General features: G+C 70.9%; 20 protein-coding genes. 9 read left to right on the top strand and 11 right to left on the bottom strand.

Annotated features, from left to right (window positions below; all coding sequences use genetic code 11):
* Window positions 1-219: 219 nt before the first annotated feature.
* Window positions 220-609, bottom strand: coding sequence for a TraR/DksA family transcriptional regulator (locus AB0E24_RS37670; protein WP_069873070.1), 390 nt, complete (start codon window positions 607-609; stop codon window positions 220-222).
* A gap of 166 nt (window positions 610-775) precedes the next feature.
* Here AB0E24_RS37670 and AB0E24_RS37675 point away from each other — a divergent pair, with 166 nt between their 5' ends.
* On the top strand, window positions 776-2,419 hold the full coding sequence (locus AB0E24_RS37675) for a cellulase family glycosylhydrolase (RefSeq protein WP_359384036.1): 1,644 nt from the start codon (window positions 776-778) through the stop codon (window positions 2,417-2,419).
* A 151-nt stretch (window positions 2,420-2,570) separates the two neighbouring features.
* Here AB0E24_RS37675 and AB0E24_RS37680 read toward each other — a convergent pair whose 3' ends face one another.
* Complete coding sequence (locus AB0E24_RS37680; RefSeq protein ID WP_359384038.1) at window positions 2,571-3,689, bottom strand: NADH:flavin oxidoreductase; 1,119 nt, start codon at window positions 3,687-3,689, stop codon at window positions 2,571-2,573.
* 177 nt (window positions 3,690-3,866) lie between these two features.
* On the opposite strand from AB0E24_RS37680, the gene AB0E24_RS37685 reads away from it, so the two are divergent.
* Window positions 3,867-4,313, top strand: coding sequence for an RrF2 family transcriptional regulator (locus AB0E24_RS37685; protein ID WP_069872977.1), 447 nt, complete (start codon window positions 3,867-3,869; stop codon window positions 4,311-4,313).
* Between the two features lie 24 nt (window positions 4,314-4,337).
* Here AB0E24_RS37685 and AB0E24_RS37690 read toward each other — a convergent pair whose 3' ends face one another.
* Window positions 4,338-5,261: a LysR family transcriptional regulator gene (locus AB0E24_RS37690; RefSeq protein WP_079256459.1), complete on the bottom strand. Its 924-nt coding sequence runs from the start codon at window positions 5,259-5,261 to the stop codon at window positions 4,338-4,340.
* 84 nt (window positions 5,262-5,345) lie between these two features.
* On the opposite strand from AB0E24_RS37690, the gene AB0E24_RS37695 reads away from it, so the two are divergent.
* On the top strand, window positions 5,346-6,107 hold the full coding sequence (locus AB0E24_RS37695; RefSeq protein WP_283887769.1) for a sulfite exporter TauE/SafE family protein: 762 nt from the start codon (window positions 5,346-5,348) through the stop codon (window positions 6,105-6,107).
* 66 nt (window positions 6,108-6,173) lie between these two features.
* Here the strand turns inward: AB0E24_RS37695 and bla are convergent, their stop codons facing one another.
* Entirely contained in the window at window positions 6,174-7,139 is a 966-nt protein-coding gene (gene bla / locus AB0E24_RS37700) for a class A beta-lactamase (RefSeq protein WP_093701158.1), read from the bottom strand.
* A 168-nt stretch (window positions 7,140-7,307) separates the two neighbouring features.
* Between bla and AB0E24_RS37705 the strand changes: the two genes are divergently transcribed.
* Both AB0E24_RS37705 and AB0E24_RS37710 read left to right on the top strand, forming a co-directional pair.
* Window positions 7,308-8,210 (top strand): LysR family transcriptional regulator, encoded by a 903-nt coding sequence (locus AB0E24_RS37705; RefSeq protein WP_079256456.1) that lies wholly within the window; start codon window positions 7,308-7,310, stop codon window positions 8,208-8,210.
* The gene (locus AB0E24_RS37710; protein WP_069872986.1) at window positions 8,207-9,109 is read left to right on the top strand and encodes a serine hydrolase; all 903 of its coding nucleotides are present in this window, start codon (window positions 8,207-8,209) and stop codon (window positions 9,107-9,109) included. Before AB0E24_RS37705 ends, AB0E24_RS37710 begins: the two co-directional genes overlap by 4 nt.
* 49 nt (window positions 9,110-9,158) lie before the next feature.
* Here AB0E24_RS37710 and AB0E24_RS37715 read toward each other — a convergent pair whose 3' ends face one another.
* The 3 genes from AB0E24_RS37715 to AB0E24_RS37725 all read right to left on the bottom strand — a co-directional run bounded on the left by AB0E24_RS37715 (window position 9,159) and on the right by AB0E24_RS37725 (window position 11,792).
* Window positions 9,159-9,914: a dienelactone hydrolase family protein gene (locus AB0E24_RS37715; protein ID WP_099012658.1), complete on the bottom strand. Its 756-nt coding sequence runs from the start codon at window positions 9,912-9,914 to the stop codon at window positions 9,159-9,161.
* A gap of 179 nt (window positions 9,915-10,093) precedes the next feature.
* Window positions 10,094-10,702: an exonuclease domain-containing protein gene (locus tag AB0E24_RS37720; protein ID WP_359384108.1), complete on the bottom strand. Its 609-nt coding sequence runs from the start codon at window positions 10,700-10,702 to the stop codon at window positions 10,094-10,096.
* Window positions 10,703-11,021: 319 nt separating this feature from the next.
* Window positions 11,022-11,792, bottom strand: a complete 771-nt coding sequence (locus AB0E24_RS37725) for an SDR family NAD(P)-dependent oxidoreductase (protein WP_359384043.1) — start codon at window positions 11,790-11,792, stop codon at window positions 11,022-11,024.
* A 300-nt stretch (window positions 11,793-12,092) separates the two neighbouring features.
* Here AB0E24_RS37725 and AB0E24_RS37730 point away from each other — a divergent pair, with 300 nt between their 5' ends.
* Both AB0E24_RS37730 and AB0E24_RS37735 read left to right on the top strand, forming a co-directional pair.
* Window positions 12,093-12,470 (top strand): DUF2255 family protein, encoded by a 378-nt coding sequence (locus AB0E24_RS37730; protein WP_079256451.1) that lies wholly within the window; start codon window positions 12,093-12,095, stop codon window positions 12,468-12,470.
* Between the two features lie 30 nt (window positions 12,471-12,500).
* On the top strand, window positions 12,501-13,166 hold the full coding sequence (locus tag AB0E24_RS37735; RefSeq protein WP_069872995.1) for an SDR family NAD(P)-dependent oxidoreductase: 666 nt from the start codon (window positions 12,501-12,503) through the stop codon (window positions 13,164-13,166).
* A gap of 64 nt (window positions 13,167-13,230) precedes the next feature.
* On the opposite strand, the gene AB0E24_RS37740 is transcribed toward AB0E24_RS37735, so the two are convergent.
* Window positions 13,231-14,112: an aldo/keto reductase gene (locus AB0E24_RS37740; RefSeq protein WP_079256450.1), complete on the bottom strand. Its 882-nt coding sequence runs from the start codon at window positions 14,110-14,112 to the stop codon at window positions 13,231-13,233.
* A 207-nt stretch (window positions 14,113-14,319) separates the two neighbouring features.
* A complete protein-coding gene (locus AB0E24_RS37745; RefSeq protein WP_069872999.1) occupies window positions 14,320-15,183 on the bottom strand; it encodes a helix-turn-helix transcriptional regulator in 864 nt (287 codons plus the stop codon).
* 211 nt (window positions 15,184-15,394) lie between these two features.
* On the opposite strand from AB0E24_RS37745, the gene AB0E24_RS37750 reads away from it, so the two are divergent.
* Both AB0E24_RS37750 and AB0E24_RS37755 read left to right on the top strand, forming a co-directional pair.
* A complete protein-coding gene (locus AB0E24_RS37750) occupies window positions 15,395-16,162 on the top strand; it encodes an SDR family oxidoreductase (RefSeq protein ID WP_359384048.1) in 768 nt (255 codons plus the stop codon).
* A gap of 36 nt (window positions 16,163-16,198) precedes the next feature.
* Complete coding sequence (locus tag AB0E24_RS37755; RefSeq protein ID WP_069873003.1) at window positions 16,199-16,414, top strand: tautomerase family protein; 216 nt, start codon at window positions 16,199-16,201, stop codon at window positions 16,412-16,414.
* An 8-nt stretch (window positions 16,415-16,422) separates the two neighbouring features.
* Here the strand turns inward: AB0E24_RS37755 and AB0E24_RS37760 are convergent, their stop codons facing one another.
* Together AB0E24_RS37760 and AB0E24_RS37765 are read right to left on the bottom strand one after the other, a co-directional pair.
* A complete protein-coding gene (locus tag AB0E24_RS37760) occupies window positions 16,423-17,064 on the bottom strand; it encodes an FMN reductase (protein WP_102933679.1) in 642 nt (213 codons plus the stop codon).
* Window positions 17,061-18,176 carry an LLM class flavin-dependent oxidoreductase gene (locus AB0E24_RS37765; protein WP_359384053.1) on the bottom strand — a complete coding sequence of 372 codons (1,116 nt, stop codon included), beginning with the start codon at window positions 18,174-18,176 and terminating at the stop codon, window positions 17,061-17,063. Before AB0E24_RS37765 ends, AB0E24_RS37760 begins: the two co-directional genes overlap by 4 nt.
* Window positions 18,177-18,234: the final 58 nt, after the last annotated feature.

The raw sequence follows: 18,234 nt of genomic DNA on the forward strand, positions 1-18,234 counted from the left end.
TCCGGGCGGCCGTGTGCGGCCCGGTGTGCGCGCCCGTCACTCCGCGACACTCGGCGTGTGAACCGGACACGCGGCGCCCCACCGCCACACCGTTGGAGTGGCGGTGGGGGCTCAGGGGACGGCCAGGGCGGCAGGCATCATCCCCCCGTCACGGTCGGCAGCGCATACAGGCTCGTGCCCGCTCGGCAGCGCAGGGGAGGCCGAGGTGATCGGCGCCGCTCAGCGGGAGCGGGCGCCGGCGCAGCGTACGCAGGTGTCCGCCGCCGGGCGCACTTCCAGCCGTTCCGCCGGGATCCGCTCACCGCACACCGCACACCGTCCGTAGTCGTCGCGGTCCAGCCGCTCCAGCGCCTCGTCCAGTGCGGTCAGATGATCGCGTGCCTGGGCCAGCAAAGAGGCCACATGGGCTCGCTCGAAGGCGGTGCTCGACCCCTCCGGGTCGTGTTCGTCGTCGACCGCCACCAGGGCGTTCGCCGCGACGATCCCGTCGAATTCACGGTTCAGGGCCGCGATCCGTGCGCTGGTCCCGGCGCGCTCGGCCACCAGCCGTTCGCGGATGGTCTCGCGCTCGGCCGGAGTGAAAGCGGCATCACCGGATGAATCGCTCATCACCGTCATAACCTCGGGGCTCCCGGTCCGCATTCCGGGTTCCCGCCGGAGGTCTGATGTCCGTCAGGTCGGAGGTCTTGACGTCCGTCAGGCGCGATGCAATGGATGGGAGCGCTCCCAAATCCGCCGTGCGCAAGCCACCGCGCGCTCACTCCTTGGAGTCATGATGAGACGGAAGAGATCCCTGGCCGCCTTACTGGCCTTATTGGTCAGCCTTTTCGGGATCGCGGGTCTCGGCCGGACCGCCCATGCCGAGCCGGCTCGCCCGCCGGCCGCTCTGGCGACGGGGCTGCACATCGGCGACGGCCGTCTGCTGGAGGGCAACGGCAACGACTTCATCATGCGCGGTGTCAACCACGCCCACACCTGGTACCCGGGCGAGACGCGGTCGCTGGCCGATATCAAGGCCCTGGGCGCCAACACCGTCCGGGTCGTCCTCTCCAACGGCCACCGCTGGAGCAAGAACAGCCCCGAGGACGTGGCCGCCATCATCGCCCAGTGCAAGGCCAACCGGCTCATCTGCGTACTGGAGGTGCACGACACCACCGGCTACGGCGAGGATGCCGCGGCCGGTTCGCTCGACGAGGCGGCCGACTACTGGATCGGCCTCAAGAGCGTGCTCACCGGCCAGGAGAACTACGTCCTCATCAACATCGGCAATGAGCCCTGGGGCAACACCGACCCGGCCGGCTGGACCGCCCCCACCGTCGCCGCCGTGCAGAAGCTGCGCAACGCCGGATTCCAGCACACCATCATGGTGGACGCCCCCAACTGGGGGCAGGACTGGCAGAACGTCATGCGCACCAACGCGCGGACCGTCTACGACGCCGACTCCACCGGCAACCTGATCTTCTCGATCCATATGTACAGCGTCTATGACACGGCACAGGAGATCACCGACTATCTCAACGCCTTCGTCGACGCCGAACTGCCCATCCTCATCGGCGAGTTCGGCGGACCCCCCGACCAATACGGCGACCCGGACGAGAACACCATGATGGCCACCGCCCAGCAGTTGAAGCTCGGCTATCTGGCCTGGTCCTGGAGCGGCAACACCGACCCGATCCTGGACCTGGCCACCGACTTCGACCCGGGCAGGCTCACCGACTGGGGCAAGCGTGTCTTCAACGGGCCCAATGGCATCGCCGAGACCTCCCGCGAGGCCACCGTCTACGGCGGCGGCTCCGGCGACACCCAGGCGCCCAGCACCCCCGGCGCCCCCACCGCCTCCGCCGTGACGGCCACCTCCGCCACCCTCGGCTGGCCCGCCGCCACCGACAACGTGGGTGTCACCGCCTATGACGTGGTCCGTGTCGGCGGCGGAGCCGAGACGAGGGTCGCCACCTCGACCGGCACCATGGCAACGCTCACCGGCCTCACCGCCGCCACTTCCTACACCTTCGCGGTCTACGCCCGGGACGCGGCCGGCAACCGCTCGGCGCGCTCGGCCACGGTCGACGTCACCACCAAGGACGGCGGTGGCCCCGATGCCGGCTGCTCGGTCGGCTATCGCGTGGCCAATGAATGGGGCAATGGCTTCCAGGGCGAGATCGCCGTCCGCAACACCGGCACCGCCGCCATCACCGACTGGACCCTGGCGTTCAGCTTCGCCAATGGCCAGGTCATCACCCATATGTGGGGCGGTACGCCCCGGCAGACCGGCGCCGCGGTGACCGTCACCCCCGCCTCGTACACCGCCACCATCCCCGCCGGCGGCTCGATCACCCTGGGCTTCACCGCGGACAGGGGCGCCACCAATTCGGCGCCTACCGCCTTCACCCTCAACGGGGGCGCCTGCGCCACCGGCTAGGCTGGGGAATCCGCGACAGTGGTGAAATGTTAAACTACATCGCACCCCGTGCTCGGCGCCGGCCGGACTCCCCCGTGTCGGCCGGCGCCGATCCCCCTTCCGCCCCTCCCGGGGCGACGTGGCGGAGTGGCGCCCCCGATCGTGGGCCTTGTCAGTGCAGCGTCGCCACGGCGTCCTTGGTGAACGGAATGAGTTCGCTCATCCGGCTGTTCAGTACCTTGTCGGCCCACTCGGGGTCGGCGAGCAGGGCGCGCCCCACCGCGACGAGATCGAACTCATCCCGCTCCAGACGGTCCAGGAGCCGGTCGATGGTCTCCACGGCCGCGTTCGCGCCGGAGAGGGAGCCGGGTTGGAAGACGCTGTCCAGGCCGACCGAGCCGACGGTGATGACCGGCTTGCCGGTGACCTTCTTCGCCCATCCGGCGATGTTCAGGTCCGATCCCGTGTCCGGGAACTCCGGCTGCCAGTAGCGCCGCCCGGAGGCGTGGAACGCGTCGACCCCGGCCTCCGCCAGCGGGGTGAGCACGGCTTCCAGCTCCTTGGGGTTCTCGGCGAGCCGGGTGTCGTAGTGGTCGGCCTTCCACTGGGAGAACCGCAGGACGACGGGGAAGTCCGGCGCCACCCGCTCGCGGATGGCGGCCACGAGGTCGGCGGCGAATGTGGTCCGGGAGGCCGGATCGCCACCGTAGGCGTCGGTGCGCCGGTTGGTGCGCTCCCAGAGGAACTGGTCGATGAGATAGCCGTGCGCGCCATGCAGCTCGACACCGTCGAAGCCGATCCGCTCGGCCGCCCCCGCGGCCTCGGCGAAGGCGCCGATGACGGCGTCGATGTCGGCGAGGGTCATGGTCTCGCCCGCGCCGGGCGTGCCGTCCAGCGCGATCCCGGACGGGCTCACGGACGGGGCGTCGGGGAACGGCGGCGCCCCCGCGGGCCGCTGTATGCCCACGTGCCAGAGCTGGGGCATGATCGCGCCGCCGTGGGTGTGCACGGCGTCGACCACCTTTCGCCACCCGGCCAGTTGCTCCTCGCCGTGGAACCGGGGGACGCCGTCGATATAGCCGGCGGACCGGTGGTCGACGGTGGTGCCCTCGGTGATGATCAGGCCGGTCCCGGCCGCGGCCCGGCGTGCGTAGTAGGCGGCGACATCCTCACCGGGAATGCCGTCGGGGGAGTGGCCACGGGTCATGGGGGCCATGGCGATCCGGTTCGGCAGCTTGGCCGAACCCAGTGCGAATGGGCGGGACAGTGCCGTGGTCAGGCGGGTGTTCACCGTGTCGCTCTCCTGCCGTGTCACTCCGGGGTGGCTTACCCGGAGCTCGAAAGTGTGAGTCTGAAAGATACAGTTTTCCAGGCGTAAACTGCAACTGTATCGATTGCTTTTCAGGGGAAGGGCGGAACGGCACCGTCGAGTAGGCTGTGCCCCGATCCGCGGGCGGAGGTGGCGAATGTGTTGGACATCCGGTTCTCCCGTGCGCTCCAGATGATGCTGTTCCTCGCCGTGGCCGCCGAGAACGGCTCCGCGCCGCTGAGCTCCGCCGAACTGGCCCACCGGCTGCATGCCAACCCGAGCCTGGTCCGGAAGCTCCTCGTCCCGCTGACGGACGAGGGGCTGACGGTCTGCGTCAAGGGCCGTACGGGTGGGGCGAGGCTGGGGCGGCCGGCCGACCGGATCACCCTGGCCGAGATCTACCGCTGTGCCGTCGGCGACAAGCCTCTGTGGGCACCCTCGCCGGGGGTGGAGCCCGTGTGCGCGGTGACCGCGCACGCCGGTGAGTACTTCGCCGCGCTCACCGTCGAGGCCGAGGAGGCGGTGCTCGGGTCGCTGGGCGACCGCACGCTCGCGGACGGCGTACGCGAACTGCGCCGCCTCGACACCGGATGCGCTCGGCACTGATCCAGCCCCCGCGGGGCCCCGGGTTCACATCGCCGGAACGCCCTCGCCACCTTCCGGCTCGGACATGGCCGCGTGGCGCAGGTGCTCGGCGAGTGCCGCGGTGGCGGTGGACGGCGCCTGAGCCTTCGCACCCCAGGCCAGCAGATGGCGGCGGTGCGACCAGGGATCCCGGAGCTCGCATACATCGAGCGGCTGGGAGGGGGCGAGGACACGGCGTGGCACGACGGCGAGTCCCACGCCGGCGGCCGCGAGGGACACCAGCGTGTTGAGGTGGGCGACGGTGGTGCGATAGCGCACCGCCGGGGCGTGCGGACCGAGGTTCTTCTCGATCCAGCGCCGCAGCGAGGAGCCGGAGTCGAGCCCCACGAGCGGATGCTCGGCCACCTCGCGGTAGGCCACCGCGGTGCGCCCCGCGAGGATCCCGCCCAACTGGCCGATCACCACCAGGGAGTCATCGCCGAGCGGTTCCATGGTGAGACCGCAGTCGCGGGCCTCGTTGTCGAGCACGACGCCCAGGTCCGCCTCGCCGTCGGCGAGCATCCGCACGGTCCGTGGGGTGCGGCTCTCGGATGCCGCGACGTCGACGTCCGGGTGTGCGCGGAGGAACGAGACCAGCGCCCGCGGCACGAGCCGATGCATCGCGGAGCCGCCGCCCAGCAGGGTCAGCGGGGCGGTCGGGGGCCGGGCGTAGCTCGCCACGGCGCTCTCCAGGCGTGCCGTCTGGGCGAGAACGTCCCGTGCGTGGCGGGCCAGCGCCGTGCCCGCCGGGGTGGGACGCACCCCCCGCCGTTCGCGGATCAGCAGGGCCACGCCCGCGTGGTGTTCCAGCGCGCGCACCCTCGCGCTGGCCGACGGCAGGCTCAGATGCATCCGGCGGGCGCCCGCCGTGATCGAGCCCTCCGCCACGATGTGACGGAAGAGCCGCAGATCATCCAGGTCATAACGCACTCTGATGAGCCTATGGCACAGCCTTGCGCCGGCTACGTGGATCACGCATTGTGGGCCCGCGGGCGATGGCGCGATGCTCTGCGGGTGTCCGAGATATTGCTGGTTCTGCTGGCGGGTGTGGCCGCCGGGGCGTTGAACGCCGTCGGGGGCGGGGGCACGTTCGTGGCGCTCCCCGCCCTGGTCGCGGCCGGTCTGTCCCCCGTGACGGCCAACGCGTCCTCGACCGTGGCCCTCGTGCCCGGGACCGTGGCGAGCGCGTGGGTGTACCGGCGCGACCTCACCCCGGTCGGCGACACGTCCACACGGGCGCTGACAGCGGTCAGTGTGATCGGTGGCCTGCTCGGCGCCGGTCTGCTGCTGGTGCTGCCCGCGGTGTCCTTCGACGCCGCGCTGCCCTGGCTGCTCGCCTTCGCCACGGTGGTCCTGGCCTTCGGGCGCCGGGTGTCCCGTGCGGTGAGCGACGCGAGGGGCCATACGGTGGGGATGAGTCCCCGGGCCGTGCTGCTCGGCCAGCTGCTCCTCGCCGTGTACGGCGGATACTTCGGCGGTGCCGTAGGCATCATGATGCTGGCCGTGTGGAGCATCGGGCTCGGCCTGGACACCTCGGCCGGCAACCCGATGCGGGTCGCCCAGATCGCGGCCATCTATCTCAGCGCGACCGGGCTGTTCCTCTTCGCCTCGGACGCGCTGAGCGCACCGCTTCTGCTCACCACCATGCTGGTCGGCGCGGTGGCCGGTGGTGTGGCCGGGGCGCATGTCGCCCGTCGGCTCCCCGCGTGGCTGCTGCGGAGTGTCATTCTGGCCACCGCGGCGACGATGACCGTCCTGTACTTCCTCCGCGGCTGACCTCTCGGCCGGCCCCTCGGTCGGCCGCCCGGGTGGCCGACGGAGCGGCCACGCGGGGCAGACGTGCTACGACAGCGTGTCGGCCACCACGGACGCCGCTTCCGCGATCAGCTTCTCGTCGTAGTCGGCGTCCTTGTCGCCGCGGTACGACATGATCGACATGACGATGGGAGCGGCGTCGGGAGGCCACACCACGGCGATGTCGTTGCGGGCGCCGTAGTAGCTGCCGCTTCCGGTCTTGTCGCCGACCACCCAGCCCTTGGGCACCCCGGCCCTGATGAGCTCGTCCCCGGTGGTGTTGGTCCGCAGCCACTTCGTGAGCTGCGCGCGCTCTCCCTTGCCGAGGACGTCACCGAGGACGAACGCGCGCAGGTCCTCGGCCATCGCCCGCGGGGTGCTCGTGTCGGCTGTGGCGCCGGGCACCCATCGGCTCAACTCCGGCTCGTAGTGCTCCATTTGGATGACGTCGTCGCCCATCTTCTCGAGGATGGCGTCCAGACCCCCCGGCCCGCCGAGCTCGTCGAAGAGCAGATTGGCCGCGGTGTTGTCGCTGTAGCGCACGGCGGCGTCGCACAGCGCGCCCAGGCTCATCCCGGTGTCCACGTGCTTCTCGGTCACGGGGGAGTTGTCGACCAGGTCGTCCTTGGAATACTTGATCACCCGGTCCAGTCCGCTCAGCGAGTACTTCCGCAGTACGGCACCGGCGGCCAGCGCCTTGAACGTGGAGGCGTAGGCGAACCGTTCGCCATCGCGATACGCCACCTCGTGGCCGGTGCCGGTGTCGATGGCGTAGACCCCCAGCCGCGCGTCGTGGGCGCGCTCCAGCTTCTTGAACTCACCGGTGAACGCCTTCGCGTCCGCGCCAGGACTCCTCGTACTCGCCCTCTCCGCGGATGTGGACGACGAGGCCGACGCGTTCGAGGCCCCCGATGTGTCCGAGGACTCGTCCTGGCCGCAGGCCGTCAGCGGGGCGAGCAGCGCGAGCGCGGCGAGCGCGCCGACAGCGGTGTGCCGGGCACGGGTGAATCGCATGGGCAGAACCTCCGGTTGACCCCATCACGCGGAGCGCACAGGGGATGAGACGACCCGGCCCCCGCGGGGGCGTGGTCGTGGGCGTCGGAGCCACCCTCGCCTTCGGACGGTTATGCGGTCCAATACGCTCATGCGCTTCTTCATGCGGATCTGGCATAGGGTGCGGATGTGGATCTGGTGGGAGTGTGCCGGGCGTTCGTCAGCGTGAGCGAGCGCGGAAGTTTCACCGTCGGGGCGGCCGCCGCCCGGATGTCCCAGTCGGTGGCCAGCCGTCGGGTGGCCGCGCTGGAGGAGCGCTTCGGGGAGCAGCTCTTCGAGCGCACCTCACGGCGGGCCGTACTCACCCCGTTCGGGCGGGAGATGCTCCCGGTGGCCAGACAGCTCGTACAGGCGGCCGATGTGCTGCTGGACGAGGCGGAGGCCGCCAAGCGCAAGCCGTGGCGGCTCGCGGTGCCCGGTATCTGCTCCACGTCCGGGCTCGCCCATCTGGTCGCCGAGGCGCGTGGGCACGGCGTCACCCTCGATCTCCGCGTGGCGGCGCCCGCCCGGCGCCTGGAGCTCATCCATGCGCAGCAGGTGCGGGCCGCCCTGCTCGCGGTGCCCGCGGACGAGGCCACATGGTCCGTGCCGCTCGGGCTCGCCGGAGTCCAGGACCCCGGTGTGCGGCGGGTCTATCTCGAGACACTGCGGGTCGGCCGGGCCTCGCCGGCCCCGGCCCGCCGTATCTGGATCCAGCCGGAGGACGATGTGCCGCATATCCGCGACCCGCTGACCCGGCTGCGCGACGCGGTCGGCCTGCGGCCCGCACAGCTCGTGGCCGCCACCGATCTGACCACCGCGGCCGCCGAAGTCCTCTGCACCCGGGACCTGTTGCTGTGCTCTCCCGCGCAGGCGGATGAACTCGCCCTGACGTGGCGGCCCATCGGTGAGATCACACTCAGCCGCGGGTTCGCGCTCACCGCCGCCGCGGACGGCAATCCGCAGCACATCGAAGGGCGCCTGGGCGGCGCCATCGCCCGCTGTCTCGGCGCGGGCACGGGGACGGACACCGCGGAAGGGGGCGGGGCGTGAACACCGAGGCACTGCTGCGCGATCTGCGCGGGCAGCTGCGCGACGGCGGTCTGCACGGCTGTCTGCTCGTACGGGACCTCCACACGGGGGACGAGCTGGGGATCGACCCGGACACCCAGCTGCCCTCCGCCTCCCTGGTCAAGGTTCCGCTCGCACTGGCGACGGTGGAGCGCATCCGGCGCGGTGAACTCGACGGCGCGACGATGCTCGATGTGCCGCCCGGACGGATCACCACACCGGGCCCCACCGGACTGAGCCGGTTCCGCCACCCCGCCCGGATCGCGATCGACGATCTGCTCTATCTGAGCACCTGTGTGAGCGACGGAACGTCGGCCGACGCGCTGTTCGACCTCACCCCGCCCGCCCGGGTCGCCGAGATCCTCCACGAGCTCGGGCTGCGTGGCATCACCGTCCGGCACGGCATGCGCGAACTGTCCGAAACCCCCGTGGAACGCTTCGACGCCGCACAGGCGCATCTGGCCCACGCCCTCGCCATCGACGCCGGTACCGGCGGCCGCGGCCACCGGGTGCCGCAACTGGACACCACCCGTGCCAACACCGGCAGCGCACGTGCCTATGTGGAGCTGCTCCAGGCCCTGTGGACACCATCGGCCATCCACCCCGAAGTGGCGCTGCGGGTGCGCGACTTGATGGCGCATAACGTGCTGCGGCACCGGCTCGCCCCGGACTTCAGCTCCGACGCCACCACCTGGTCCTCCAAGACCGGCACCCTTCTCAACCTCCGCCATGAGATCGGCATCGTCGAGCACTCCGACGGTCAGGCGTTCGCCATCGCCGTGCTCACCGAGTCACTGGTGCCCGCCAACTCCCAGCCCGGCGCCGAAGCCCTCATGGCACAGGTGGCCCGCACCCTGCGTGACCACCTCCGGCAGCTCTGAGCGCTCCGCTGAAGCGCACGGAGCTGCCGTTGATCGTCCGGCGCCGTGGTCAGAGGGTGCGGCCGAAGAGGCCGAGCAGGGCCTCCCAGTGGCGTTCCGCGGCCTCGGCGTTGTAGGCGACCGTGTCCGCCTGGGTGTAGCCGTGCTGGGCGCCCGCGTAGACCTCGGCGTGGTGGCGGACACCGGCCTCGGTGAGGGCCTTGTCCAGGCGCTCGATCTGCTCGGGCGGGAGGGAGCGGTCCTGGTCCGCGTGGCCGAAGTACAGCTCGGCGGTGATCCGCCCGGCCACCGTGTGCGGGCTGTCCGGCGCCTCCGTGGCCAAATTGCCACCGTGGAATCCGCCCGCCGCGGCGACGCGGTCGGGGTAGGTTCCGGCGGTGCGCAACGCCAGCCCGGCACCCATGCAGTAGCCGGTGAGCCCCACGGGCCCGTCGGTGGCCTGCGGGCAGGAGGCCAGCCAGTCGAGATAGGCACCGGCGTCGCTCATCGCGCGCTCGGGAGTGAGCTCCCGCACGATCGGCATGATGTGCTCGAAGAGCTGCGGACGCGCCGCCGGGTCGATGAAGTCGGGCAGCTCCACCACGGGAGCGCGCCCGTGACGGTAGAAGATGTTGGGCACCAGCACGGTGTAACCGGCCGCGGCCAGCCGGTCGGCCATCCCCCGCAGATGGGGCCGGAGGCCGAACGCGTCCATGTACAGCAGAACGGCCGGGTGGCGGTCGGTGTCGTCGGGATGGACCAGGTAGGCATCGGCGATGCCGTCCTGGGTGGGGATGTCCACGGCTGTTCCGCGCACTGCGGTCATGTGGGGGTTTCCTTTCCTCCGTGCGTACCGGACTTCCGTGCGTACCGGACGGCGCGTGAGCGCCGCCGGGCAAGATCTTCGGCCCATCGTGCCACTCGCCGTCGGCGCGTCCCGGGCGCGGGCGGTGGTCCTCGCCGTGGCGGCGGGCATGGGGCGGCACGGCGCTCGCCCTGGCCGCCCTAGAGGCACCCCTCGGGCAGGGCGGCCCCACCGGCGCGGAGGTGTCCGATCGCCGCGGCGATCGAATAGCAGTCGAAGAGCGCCGAATGCTCACTGCCCGCCATGGGTTTGGGCAGGCCGAGCGCTTCCCATAGCCGGCCGGAATTGGCCGAAGCCGTTTTCGGTGCGATGGTATTCAGCCATGGGCGGATATTCAGGAAGGCGGCGGTGAGGAAACTGTTCTTGATCTCCTCGCCGCGGGCTCGGGCCCATCCCACGTTCTCCCCGAGGACGACCATGTCGTTGCCGTAGGAGAGCACGGACTGCCCCTTGCAGAACGCCAGGAAGTCGCTGATGGCCTCGGCGGGGGCGACTCCCTCGCGGTCCACGGTTTCCTGGTCGATGCCCGTGAGGCCGGTGAAGAACGGGGACAGCCGCGGGTTGACCACCGGTCTGACCAGGGCTTCGTATTCCTCGACAACGGAGTAGTCGGCAGCGGAACGGCCGGTGCTGATGCGTAACGCGCCGATCTGGACGATTTCGCGGAGCCGCCCCGGCCCCGCCCAATCCTGCTCGAGCGCTCCCGACCATGAAGTGAACTCAAGGTCGAACACGATAAAACTCGACAATCCCGACAAGCGGTCTCTCCTCGTTTTGGTATGGGGCGAACGAACCGTACGGGCCGCCGCGCAGGAGACTACTCCTGTCCGAATGCCTTTCCCGGGCCGGGATCCCGGTGGGCCGCCGGGCAATGCCCAAATCGAGGACGGCGGCGGGATTGCCGTCCAACGGCGTTCGAACGCCGGGTGAAAAGGCGGCACGGAAACATTTCCCCCGGGGCGGTACCCACGCGCGCCCCACACCGGATGGCCAAGCAGGAGCGCCGTAGGGCGCCGCAGGACGTCTCGGCCGAGCCCGGCGAGGGTGCGGAGAGTCCGGAGGGGAGCCTCAGTCGCGCAGACTCATACCGCCGCAGACCGACCACACCTGGCCGTTGACCCACTCGGCGTCGTCCGAGAGCAGAAAGGCCACGGTGCCCGCCACATCCGTGGGCTCGCCCAGCCGCGGACTGCGGGCGATCTTCAGCGCCAGGGTCTGGAGCCGCTGGTCGTCCCGCTGCTTCTGGGTGTCGCCCATGACCAGCCCGGGTGCCACGGCGTTGCAGCGGATGCCCTCCTTGCCCCAGCGGGAGGCGATATGGCGGGTCAGCGCGTTGATACCGGCCTTGGAGGCGGCGTACGCGGGACGCCGGGACTCCCCTCCCCAGGCCGCGCCGGAGGAGGTGTTGACGATCACGCCGCCACCCTGGGCCAGCAGCCGCGGGATGACCTCCCGGCAGGTGAGGGCGTAGCCGAGCAGATTCACCTCATGGGTGCGCCGCCACACCGCCGGGTCCATCTCCAGCAGATCGGTGTCCCGGCCCAGGTGGTCGTCCGAGAGGTCGGCGCCGACGTTGTAGAGCCCGTCGACCCCGCCGAGTTCGGCGGCGGCGCGGTCGACCAGTGTGCGGATCGACTCCTCGTCCGCGAGGTCGAACGCGACGGCGACCGCGGTGCCGCCGGCCTCGGCGATGCGCCGGGCGGTGGCCTTCGCGCCCATGAGGTCGATGTCGCCGATGACGACCGAGGCGCCCTCCTCGGCGAGCCGCTCGGCCGTGGCGGCGCCGATCCCGGTGGCGCCGCCCGCGATGACGATCCTCTTGCCCTGAAGTCCCCTCATGCCCGTCTCCCGCCCACAGAGGTCCGGAACCGAAGAATCACCATTCCATCTATGGAACTTGGTGTCATGGTAGTAATCGGCTCTCATAGCTGCAATCACGGCTCAGCCTGGGCGGGAGGATCGGACGAGGCGTTCGCCGCCCTCGCCGGGTGACTCTCCGCTCGTTGCGACGCGCGTCGCTGGGCATACTGGTCGAAGTGACATCGTTCGTCGGCCCCCGGAGGAGGTTTTCCGCTCCCTGGTTGCTTTCCTCCCGAGATGGAATTCTCCCCGTTCGCTCACTCGTGAAGGAGGCAGACGATGACGACATGGACGAGCGACGAGCTCAACCGGATCGCGACGACGGACGAGCTGGAAATGGCGCCGCTGCGCGACGATGGCACACCGCGTACGGCGGTGCCGATCTGGGTCGTCCGTGAGGGCGACGACCTCTACGTACGTTCCTTCCGGGGCATCGACGGATCCTGGTGGCGCACCGCCCGGGGAAGCCACGAGGGCCATATCCGCTCCGGCGGGGTGGACAAGGACGTCACCTTCATCGAGGAGGGCGACCCCGGTCTCAACGACCGGCTCGACAACGCCTACCGCTCCAAGTACGGCCGCTACAGCGGCACTTACGTCGAGCCCATGGTCGCGGACACGGCGCGTGCCACGACGCTGAGGCTCGTGCCGAGATGACCATGACGCGCTCGAGCACCCGGAGAAGCCATGACCACCCTCGCCATCATCGGAGCCGGCCCCGGTCTCGGCGCCGCCGTCGCGCGGCGCTTCGGCCGTGAGGGCTATGACACCGCCCTCATCGCCCGCGACCAGGGCCGGCTCGACGCCTTGGCCGCCGGCCTCGCCGACGAGGGCGTGACCGCGCGCGGCTTCGCCGCCGACGTACGCGATCCGAAGACCCTCACCGGGGCCCTGGACGCCGCGGCCACGGCCCTGGGGCCGATCGAGGTCCTGCAATACAGCCCGGTGCCGCAGCGGGAGTTCATGCTGCCGGTCCTGGACACCACCGCCGACGATCTCGCGGGCCCGGTGGAGTTCTCGGTGTACGGCCCGGTCACGGCCGTACAGCAGGTGCTCCCCGGGATGCGTGGCCTGGGCCGTGGCACGGTGCTCTTCGTCAACGGGGGCACCGCCGTGGTGCCGCACCCCGAGCGCGCGGGCACCTCCATCGCCTTCGCCGCCGAGAGTGCGTACGGCCAGCTGCTGCACGACACCCTCGCCGCCGAGGGCATCCATGTGGCGCAGTTGGTGATCCCGGGCGCGATCGTCCCCGGGCACGACAGGAAGGACCCGGCCGTGCTCGCGGACACGCTGTGGACCCTGCACCAGGATCGGAACGGCTTCCGCCACTTCGCTGACGACCTGGACTCCTGACCCGGTCCGGAGAAGGTGTCCGATGAGCTGTGCGGGGCGGCCCGGTGGCCGCCCCGCACCCGTCTCAGGAGAAGGTGTCGGGCCCGACGCGGTCGGGGTCCGGCCCGCCGCGCGCTCCGGTGTCGAGCGCGTCGATGGCGGCCACCTCGTGGGGGGTCAGGGAGAAGTCGAAGACGCCGATGTTCTCCGCGATGCGATGGGGTTTGACGGACTTCGGGATCGCGCACAGGTCGTGCTCGATCTGCCAGCGCAGGATGATCTGGGCCGGGGTCTTGCCGTATCGCTCGGCGAGTCCGGTGATGGCGGGTTCCTGGAGCGGGTCCTTGGCCTTGTCCGGGCGCTCGCCCCCGTAGCGGGTCACACCGCCGATGGGCGACCAGGACTGGGTGACGATCCCGTGGCGGACATCGAAGGCACGCAGCTCGGGCTGGCTGAAGTACGGGTGCAGTTCGACCTGGTTCACCGCGGGCACGACGTCGGTCCGCGCCATGAGGCCGGTCAGGTGTTCGGGGGTGTGGTTGCATACGCCGATGGCGCGCACCCGGCCGTCGGCCAGCAGCTTCTCGGCCGCCTTGTACGAGGCCACCGTGGTGTCGTACGCGGACGGCAGCGGCCAGTGCAGCAGATACAGGTCGAGGTGGTCGAGGCCCAGCTTGGTGAGGCTGGTGTCGAAGGCGCGGAGGGCGGAGTCGTAGCCGTAGTCGGTCAGCCACAGCTTGGTGATGACGAAGATGTCCTCGCGGCCGATACCCGAGCGGGCGATGCCCTCACCGACCTCCTTCTCGTTGCCGTAGGCGGCCGCGGTGTCGATCAGGCGGTAGCCGTTCTCGATCGCGGTCGTCACCGCGGGGACGGTCTCGTCGCGCGGGCTCTGGTAGACACCGAGGCCCAGAGCGGGCATCCGCACGCCGTTGTTCAGGGTCAGAAGCGGGGCTGGTCCATTCATACGGGATCCTTGTGTGAGTCGCGGACCGGCGGGCCCGCCACCGATGCCGTGCCCGGCACCGGCGGAGCCCGCTCGTACTGCGACAGGGGTTCCCGATGACGGGCCGTGCGCTCGCTCCGCACGCCGAACGTCACCACGTTGGCGCGATCAGGGGGCCGTACCCGGCCCCGCGGGCCCCGTCGGCAGCGGATCACACGTGGCAGGGGATCAGGGTGACGCTCGGTTCTCGCTGCTCGTCATGTCCTGGGTGCCGATGACCGAGAGAAGTTCCAGCTGGGCGGCGCCTTCGCTGCCGGGCGGGGCGCTGAACCACAGCAGGCGCTGGCGGCCGTCCTCGCTGAACAGCGAGTGGCAGTCCAGTTCGATGACGCCCAGCGCGGGGTGGACGATGCGCTTGTGGTCGGTCCGCCGGAGGGCGACGTCATGGGTGTCCCAGAGGGTGGCGAACTCCTCGTTGCGGCGCCGGAGCGCGGCCACCATCCGCCGTACCTCGGTGTCGTCGCCGCGCCGGGCGGCGACGGCCTGGAGGTCGGCGACGAAGACCCGGGAGTGGTGGGGGTGGTCCTCGGGCGGGTAGAGCGCACGGGCGTCCGGATCGGTGAACCAGCGGTAGACGAAGCTCGCCGCGGGGCCACCGACCGCCGGGGGACGGCCGACCAGCGCGGCGGCCGGCTCGTTCTGCACCAGGGTCTGGTGCAGATCGGTGATGACCTGGGCGGGGGTGGTGCCCAGCCGGTCCAGCAGGCCGAGCAGGGCGGGCTGGACCTGCGCGGTCGGGCCGTGTGTGGCCGGGGGAACGGGGCGGTCGGCGAGGTGGAACAGATGGTCGCGCTCATCGCCGGTCAGCCGCAGCGCCCGGGCCAGGGCGGTCAGCACCTGGGCCGAGGGCTGGGCGCCGCGTCCGCGCTCCAGCTCGGTGTAGTAGTCCGCGGACAGCCCGGCCAGCTGGGAGACCTCCTCGCGCCGCAGACCGGGCACGCGGCGTCGTGGACCGGTGGGCAGACCGACGTCGGCCGGGCGGATGCGGTCGCGGCGGGACTTCAGGAACGCGGCGAGGGCGGAGTGGTTCACACCCTCCATGGTCGCGTGTGCCGGTGGGCCGAGCCAGGGGCTGACAACCCCAGGGTGGGGACAGCCCTGGCCGGCCCGGGGACTCCGGCCCAGGCTGGTGCCACCGACGGGGCCCGGCGGCGAACAGCGCCGAGACCCCGGGCCACGCCACATCTCGTGGCATCCGTCGGCCGCACCAGTCCCACCAGTCCCACCAGTCCCTGGAGTCTCCATGTCAGCTCAGGAAACCGCGCCTCACCACCCCATCGACCGGCCCCGCGTCGCCGTCGTCACCGGAGGCTCGCGTGGCATCGGCCACGAGGCGGTGAAGCGGCTGGCCGCCGACGGATACGCCGTCGTGGCCGGATACGCGGGCAACCGTGACCCGGCCGAGGCCGTCGCCAAGGACATCACGGCCGCCGGTGGCCGGGCCGTCGCGGTCCGGGCCGACGTCGCCGACGAGGGGCAGGTGGCCGCGCTCTTCGACACCGCGGAGTCCGAGTACGGCGGGGTCGACGTCGTCGTCCACGCGGCCGGCCGGCTGCACCTGGCCCCCATCGCCGAGCTGGACCTGGCGGAGCTGGACGCGCTGCACCGCACCAACATCCGCGGCACGTTCGTCGTCGCCCAGCAGGCCGCCCGCAGGATCCGCGGCGGCGGGGCGCTCATCACCTTCTCCACGTCCGTCGTGGGCCTGGCCCTCCCCGCCTACGGCGCCTACAGCGCCGGCAAGGGAGCGGTCGAGGCCCTCACCATGATCCTGGCGCGCGAGCTGCGCGGCCGGGACATCACCGTCAACGCCGTCGCCCCCGGCCCCACCGCCACCGATCTGTTCCTCGACGGCAAGGACGAGGAGACCGTCGCCCGGCTGGCGGCCCAGCCCCCGCTGGAGCGCCTCGGCACCCCCACCGATATCGCCGAGGTCGTGGCCTTCCTCGCCTCCCCGGCCGGCCACTGGGTCAACGGCCAGGTCGTCCGCGCCAACGGCGGCATCGTCTGACCGTCACCACTACACCCGACGAGAGAGAGCGACACCATGCCCTTCGCGAACTTCAAGGTCCCTGCCGGATCGCTCGACGAGAAGCAGAAGCAGGAGATCGTCACCCGTGCCACCGAGCTGTACGTCGACATCTACGGTGAGCGCGCCCGTGCCACCACCCTGGTCCTGGTCGAGGAGGTGACCGACGGCGGCTGGGGCATCGGCGGCCAGGTCCTGACCCTCGCCATGCTCCAGCAGCCGCCGGGCCACTGAGCCGGCGGCTACTCGGGCCGGAGTGCCGCCAGCTGCTGCTCGAAGGGGACGACCGTCTCCTCGGCGGGCCCTACGGCACTCCCGCCCGGGCGCTGCCGCATGAGCTCGGCCAGCTCGCCCGCCGCGCGCACGATGCGCGTGGGCAGGGTGTCGGTGAGGGGATCGCCGCTGCCGCCCCAGTCCTCGGACGCCGCGTACACCGCGGTGGGCACGACGACCGTACGCAGATACGCGAAGAGCGGGCGCAGCGCGTGTTCCAGGACCAGTGAGTGGCGTGCGGTGCCCCCGGTGGCCCCGGCCAGCACGGGCTTGCCGGTCAGCGCGTCATTGTCGATGACGTCGAAGAACGACTTGAACAGCCCGCTGTAGGAGGCCGAGAAGACCGGGGTGACGGCGATCAGCCCATCGGCGGCGGTGACGGTCTCGATGGCCTCCGCCAGGGGAGGTGCCGGGAAACCGGTCACCAGGTGGTTGGCGATGTCGACGGCCAGGTCCCGCACCTCGACGGCCTGGACCTCCACCTCCCGGTTCTCGTCGGCCAGCTGCCGGCGGGTGGCGTCGGCGAGCCGGTCGGCGAGCAGCCGGGTGGCGGAGGGGGTGCTCAGTCCGGCCGATACGACCGCGAGCCGCAGCGGACGTCCGGGGTTCATGGCGTCACCTCCTGGAGATCGGTGTCCGCACCCGCCGCCTCGGCGTCGCGCCGGGCGACGAGCGAGGCATGGGTCGGGGCGTCGGGAACGGTGGCGGGGCGGTCCTCGGCGAACTCGGTGCGCAGGACCCGGACGACCTCGCCGAGCTGGTCGAGCTGGTCCAGGACGGTCTTCAGCGGCAGCCCGGCATGGTCCATGAGGAACAGCTGGCGCTGGTAGTCGCCGAAGGAGTCCCGGAAGGTGAGGGTCTTCTCGATCACTTCCTGCGGGCTGCCCACGGTCAGCGGGGTGTCACGGGTGAAGTCCTCCAGGGACGGGCCGTGGCCGTAGACCGGGGCGTTGTCGAAGTACGGGCGGAACTCACGGACCGCATCCTGGGAGTTGGGGCGGATGAACACCTGGCCACCGAGGCCGACGATCGCCTGCTCGGGCGTGCCGTGGCCGTAGTGGGCGTAGCGCCGCCGGTAGAGGTCGATGAGCCGCTGGTAGTGGTCCTTGGGCCAGAAGATGTTGTTGGCGAAGAAGCCGTCGCCGTAGTAGGCGGCCTGTTCGGCGATCTCCGGCGAGCGGATCGAGCCGTGCCAGACGAACGGCGGCACGCCGTCCAGCGGCCGCGGAGTGGAGGTGAAGCTCTGGAGCGGGGTGCGGAACTTCCCCGCCCAGTTCACCACGTCCTCGCGCCACAGCCGGTGCAGCAGTGCGTAGTTCTCGATGGCGAGCGGAATGCCCTGGCGGATGTCCTGACCGAACCACGGATACACCGGACCGGTGTTTCCGCGCCCCATCATCACATCGACCCGTCCGCCGGACAGGTGCTGGAGCATGGCGAAGTCCTCGGCGATCTTCACCGGGTCGTTCGTCGTGATCAGCGTGGTGGAGGTCGAGAGGATCAGGCGCTCGGTGCGCGCCGCGACGTAGCCGAGCAGGGTGGTGGGGGAGGACGGCACGAACGGCGGGTTGTGGTGTTCGCCGGTCGCGAAGACGTCGAGGCCCACCTCCTCGGCCTTGAGCGCGATCGTGACCATGGCCTTGATCCGCTCATGCTCGCTCGGCGTCGTGCCCGTGGTGGGGTCCTCCGTCACATCCCCGACTGTGAAGATCCCGAACTGCACCGGACTCATCCTCCTGAAGTAGTTGATTGTTGAACTACATAACCAGGGTACCTCCCGT

This window comes from Streptomyces malaysiensis subsp. malaysiensis, from assembly GCF_040653035.1.
Classification (GTDB): domain Bacteria; phylum Actinomycetota; class Actinomycetes; order Streptomycetales; family Streptomycetaceae; genus Streptomyces; species Streptomyces malaysiensis.

What these genes read in the sequence shown, in the direction of transcription:
- AB0E24_RS37670 (WP_069873070.1), bottom strand. Translation starts at nt 609, where the DNA reads ATGAGCGATTCATCCGGTGATGCCGCTTTCACTCCGGCCGAGCGCGAG.
- AB0E24_RS37675 (WP_359384036.1), top strand. Translation starts at nt 776, where the DNA reads ATGAGACGGAAGAGATCCCTGGCCGCCTTACTGGCCTTATTGGTCAGC.
- bla (WP_093701158.1), bottom strand. Translation starts at nt 7,139, where the DNA reads ATGCGATTCACCCGTGCCCGGCACACCGCTGTCGGCGCGCTCGCCGCG.
- AB0E24_RS37715 (WP_099012658.1), bottom strand. Translation starts at nt 9,914, where the DNA reads ATGACCGCAGTGCGCGGAACAGCCGTGGACATCCCCACCCAGGACGGC.
- AB0E24_RS37725 (WP_359384043.1), bottom strand. Translation starts at nt 11,792, where the DNA reads ATGAGGGGACTTCAGGGCAAGAGGATCGTCATCGCGGGCGGCGCCACC.
- AB0E24_RS37730 (WP_079256451.1), top strand. Translation starts at nt 12,093, where the DNA reads ATGACGACATGGACGAGCGACGAGCTCAACCGGATCGCGACGACGGAC.
- AB0E24_RS37735 (WP_069872995.1), top strand. Translation starts at nt 12,501, where the DNA reads ATGACCACCCTCGCCATCATCGGAGCCGGCCCCGGTCTCGGCGCCGCC.
- AB0E24_RS37740 (WP_079256450.1), bottom strand. Translation starts at nt 14,112, where the DNA reads ATGAATGGACCAGCCCCGCTTCTGACCCTGAACAACGGCGTGCGGATG.
- AB0E24_RS37750 (WP_359384048.1), top strand. Translation starts at nt 15,395, where the DNA reads ATGTCAGCTCAGGAAACCGCGCCTCACCACCCCATCGACCGGCCCCGC.
- AB0E24_RS37755 (WP_069873003.1), top strand. Translation starts at nt 16,199, where the DNA reads ATGCCCTTCGCGAACTTCAAGGTCCCTGCCGGATCGCTCGACGAGAAG.
- AB0E24_RS37760 (WP_102933679.1), bottom strand. Translation starts at nt 17,064, where the DNA reads ATGAACCCCGGACGTCCGCTGCGGCTCGCGGTCGTATCGGCCGGACTG.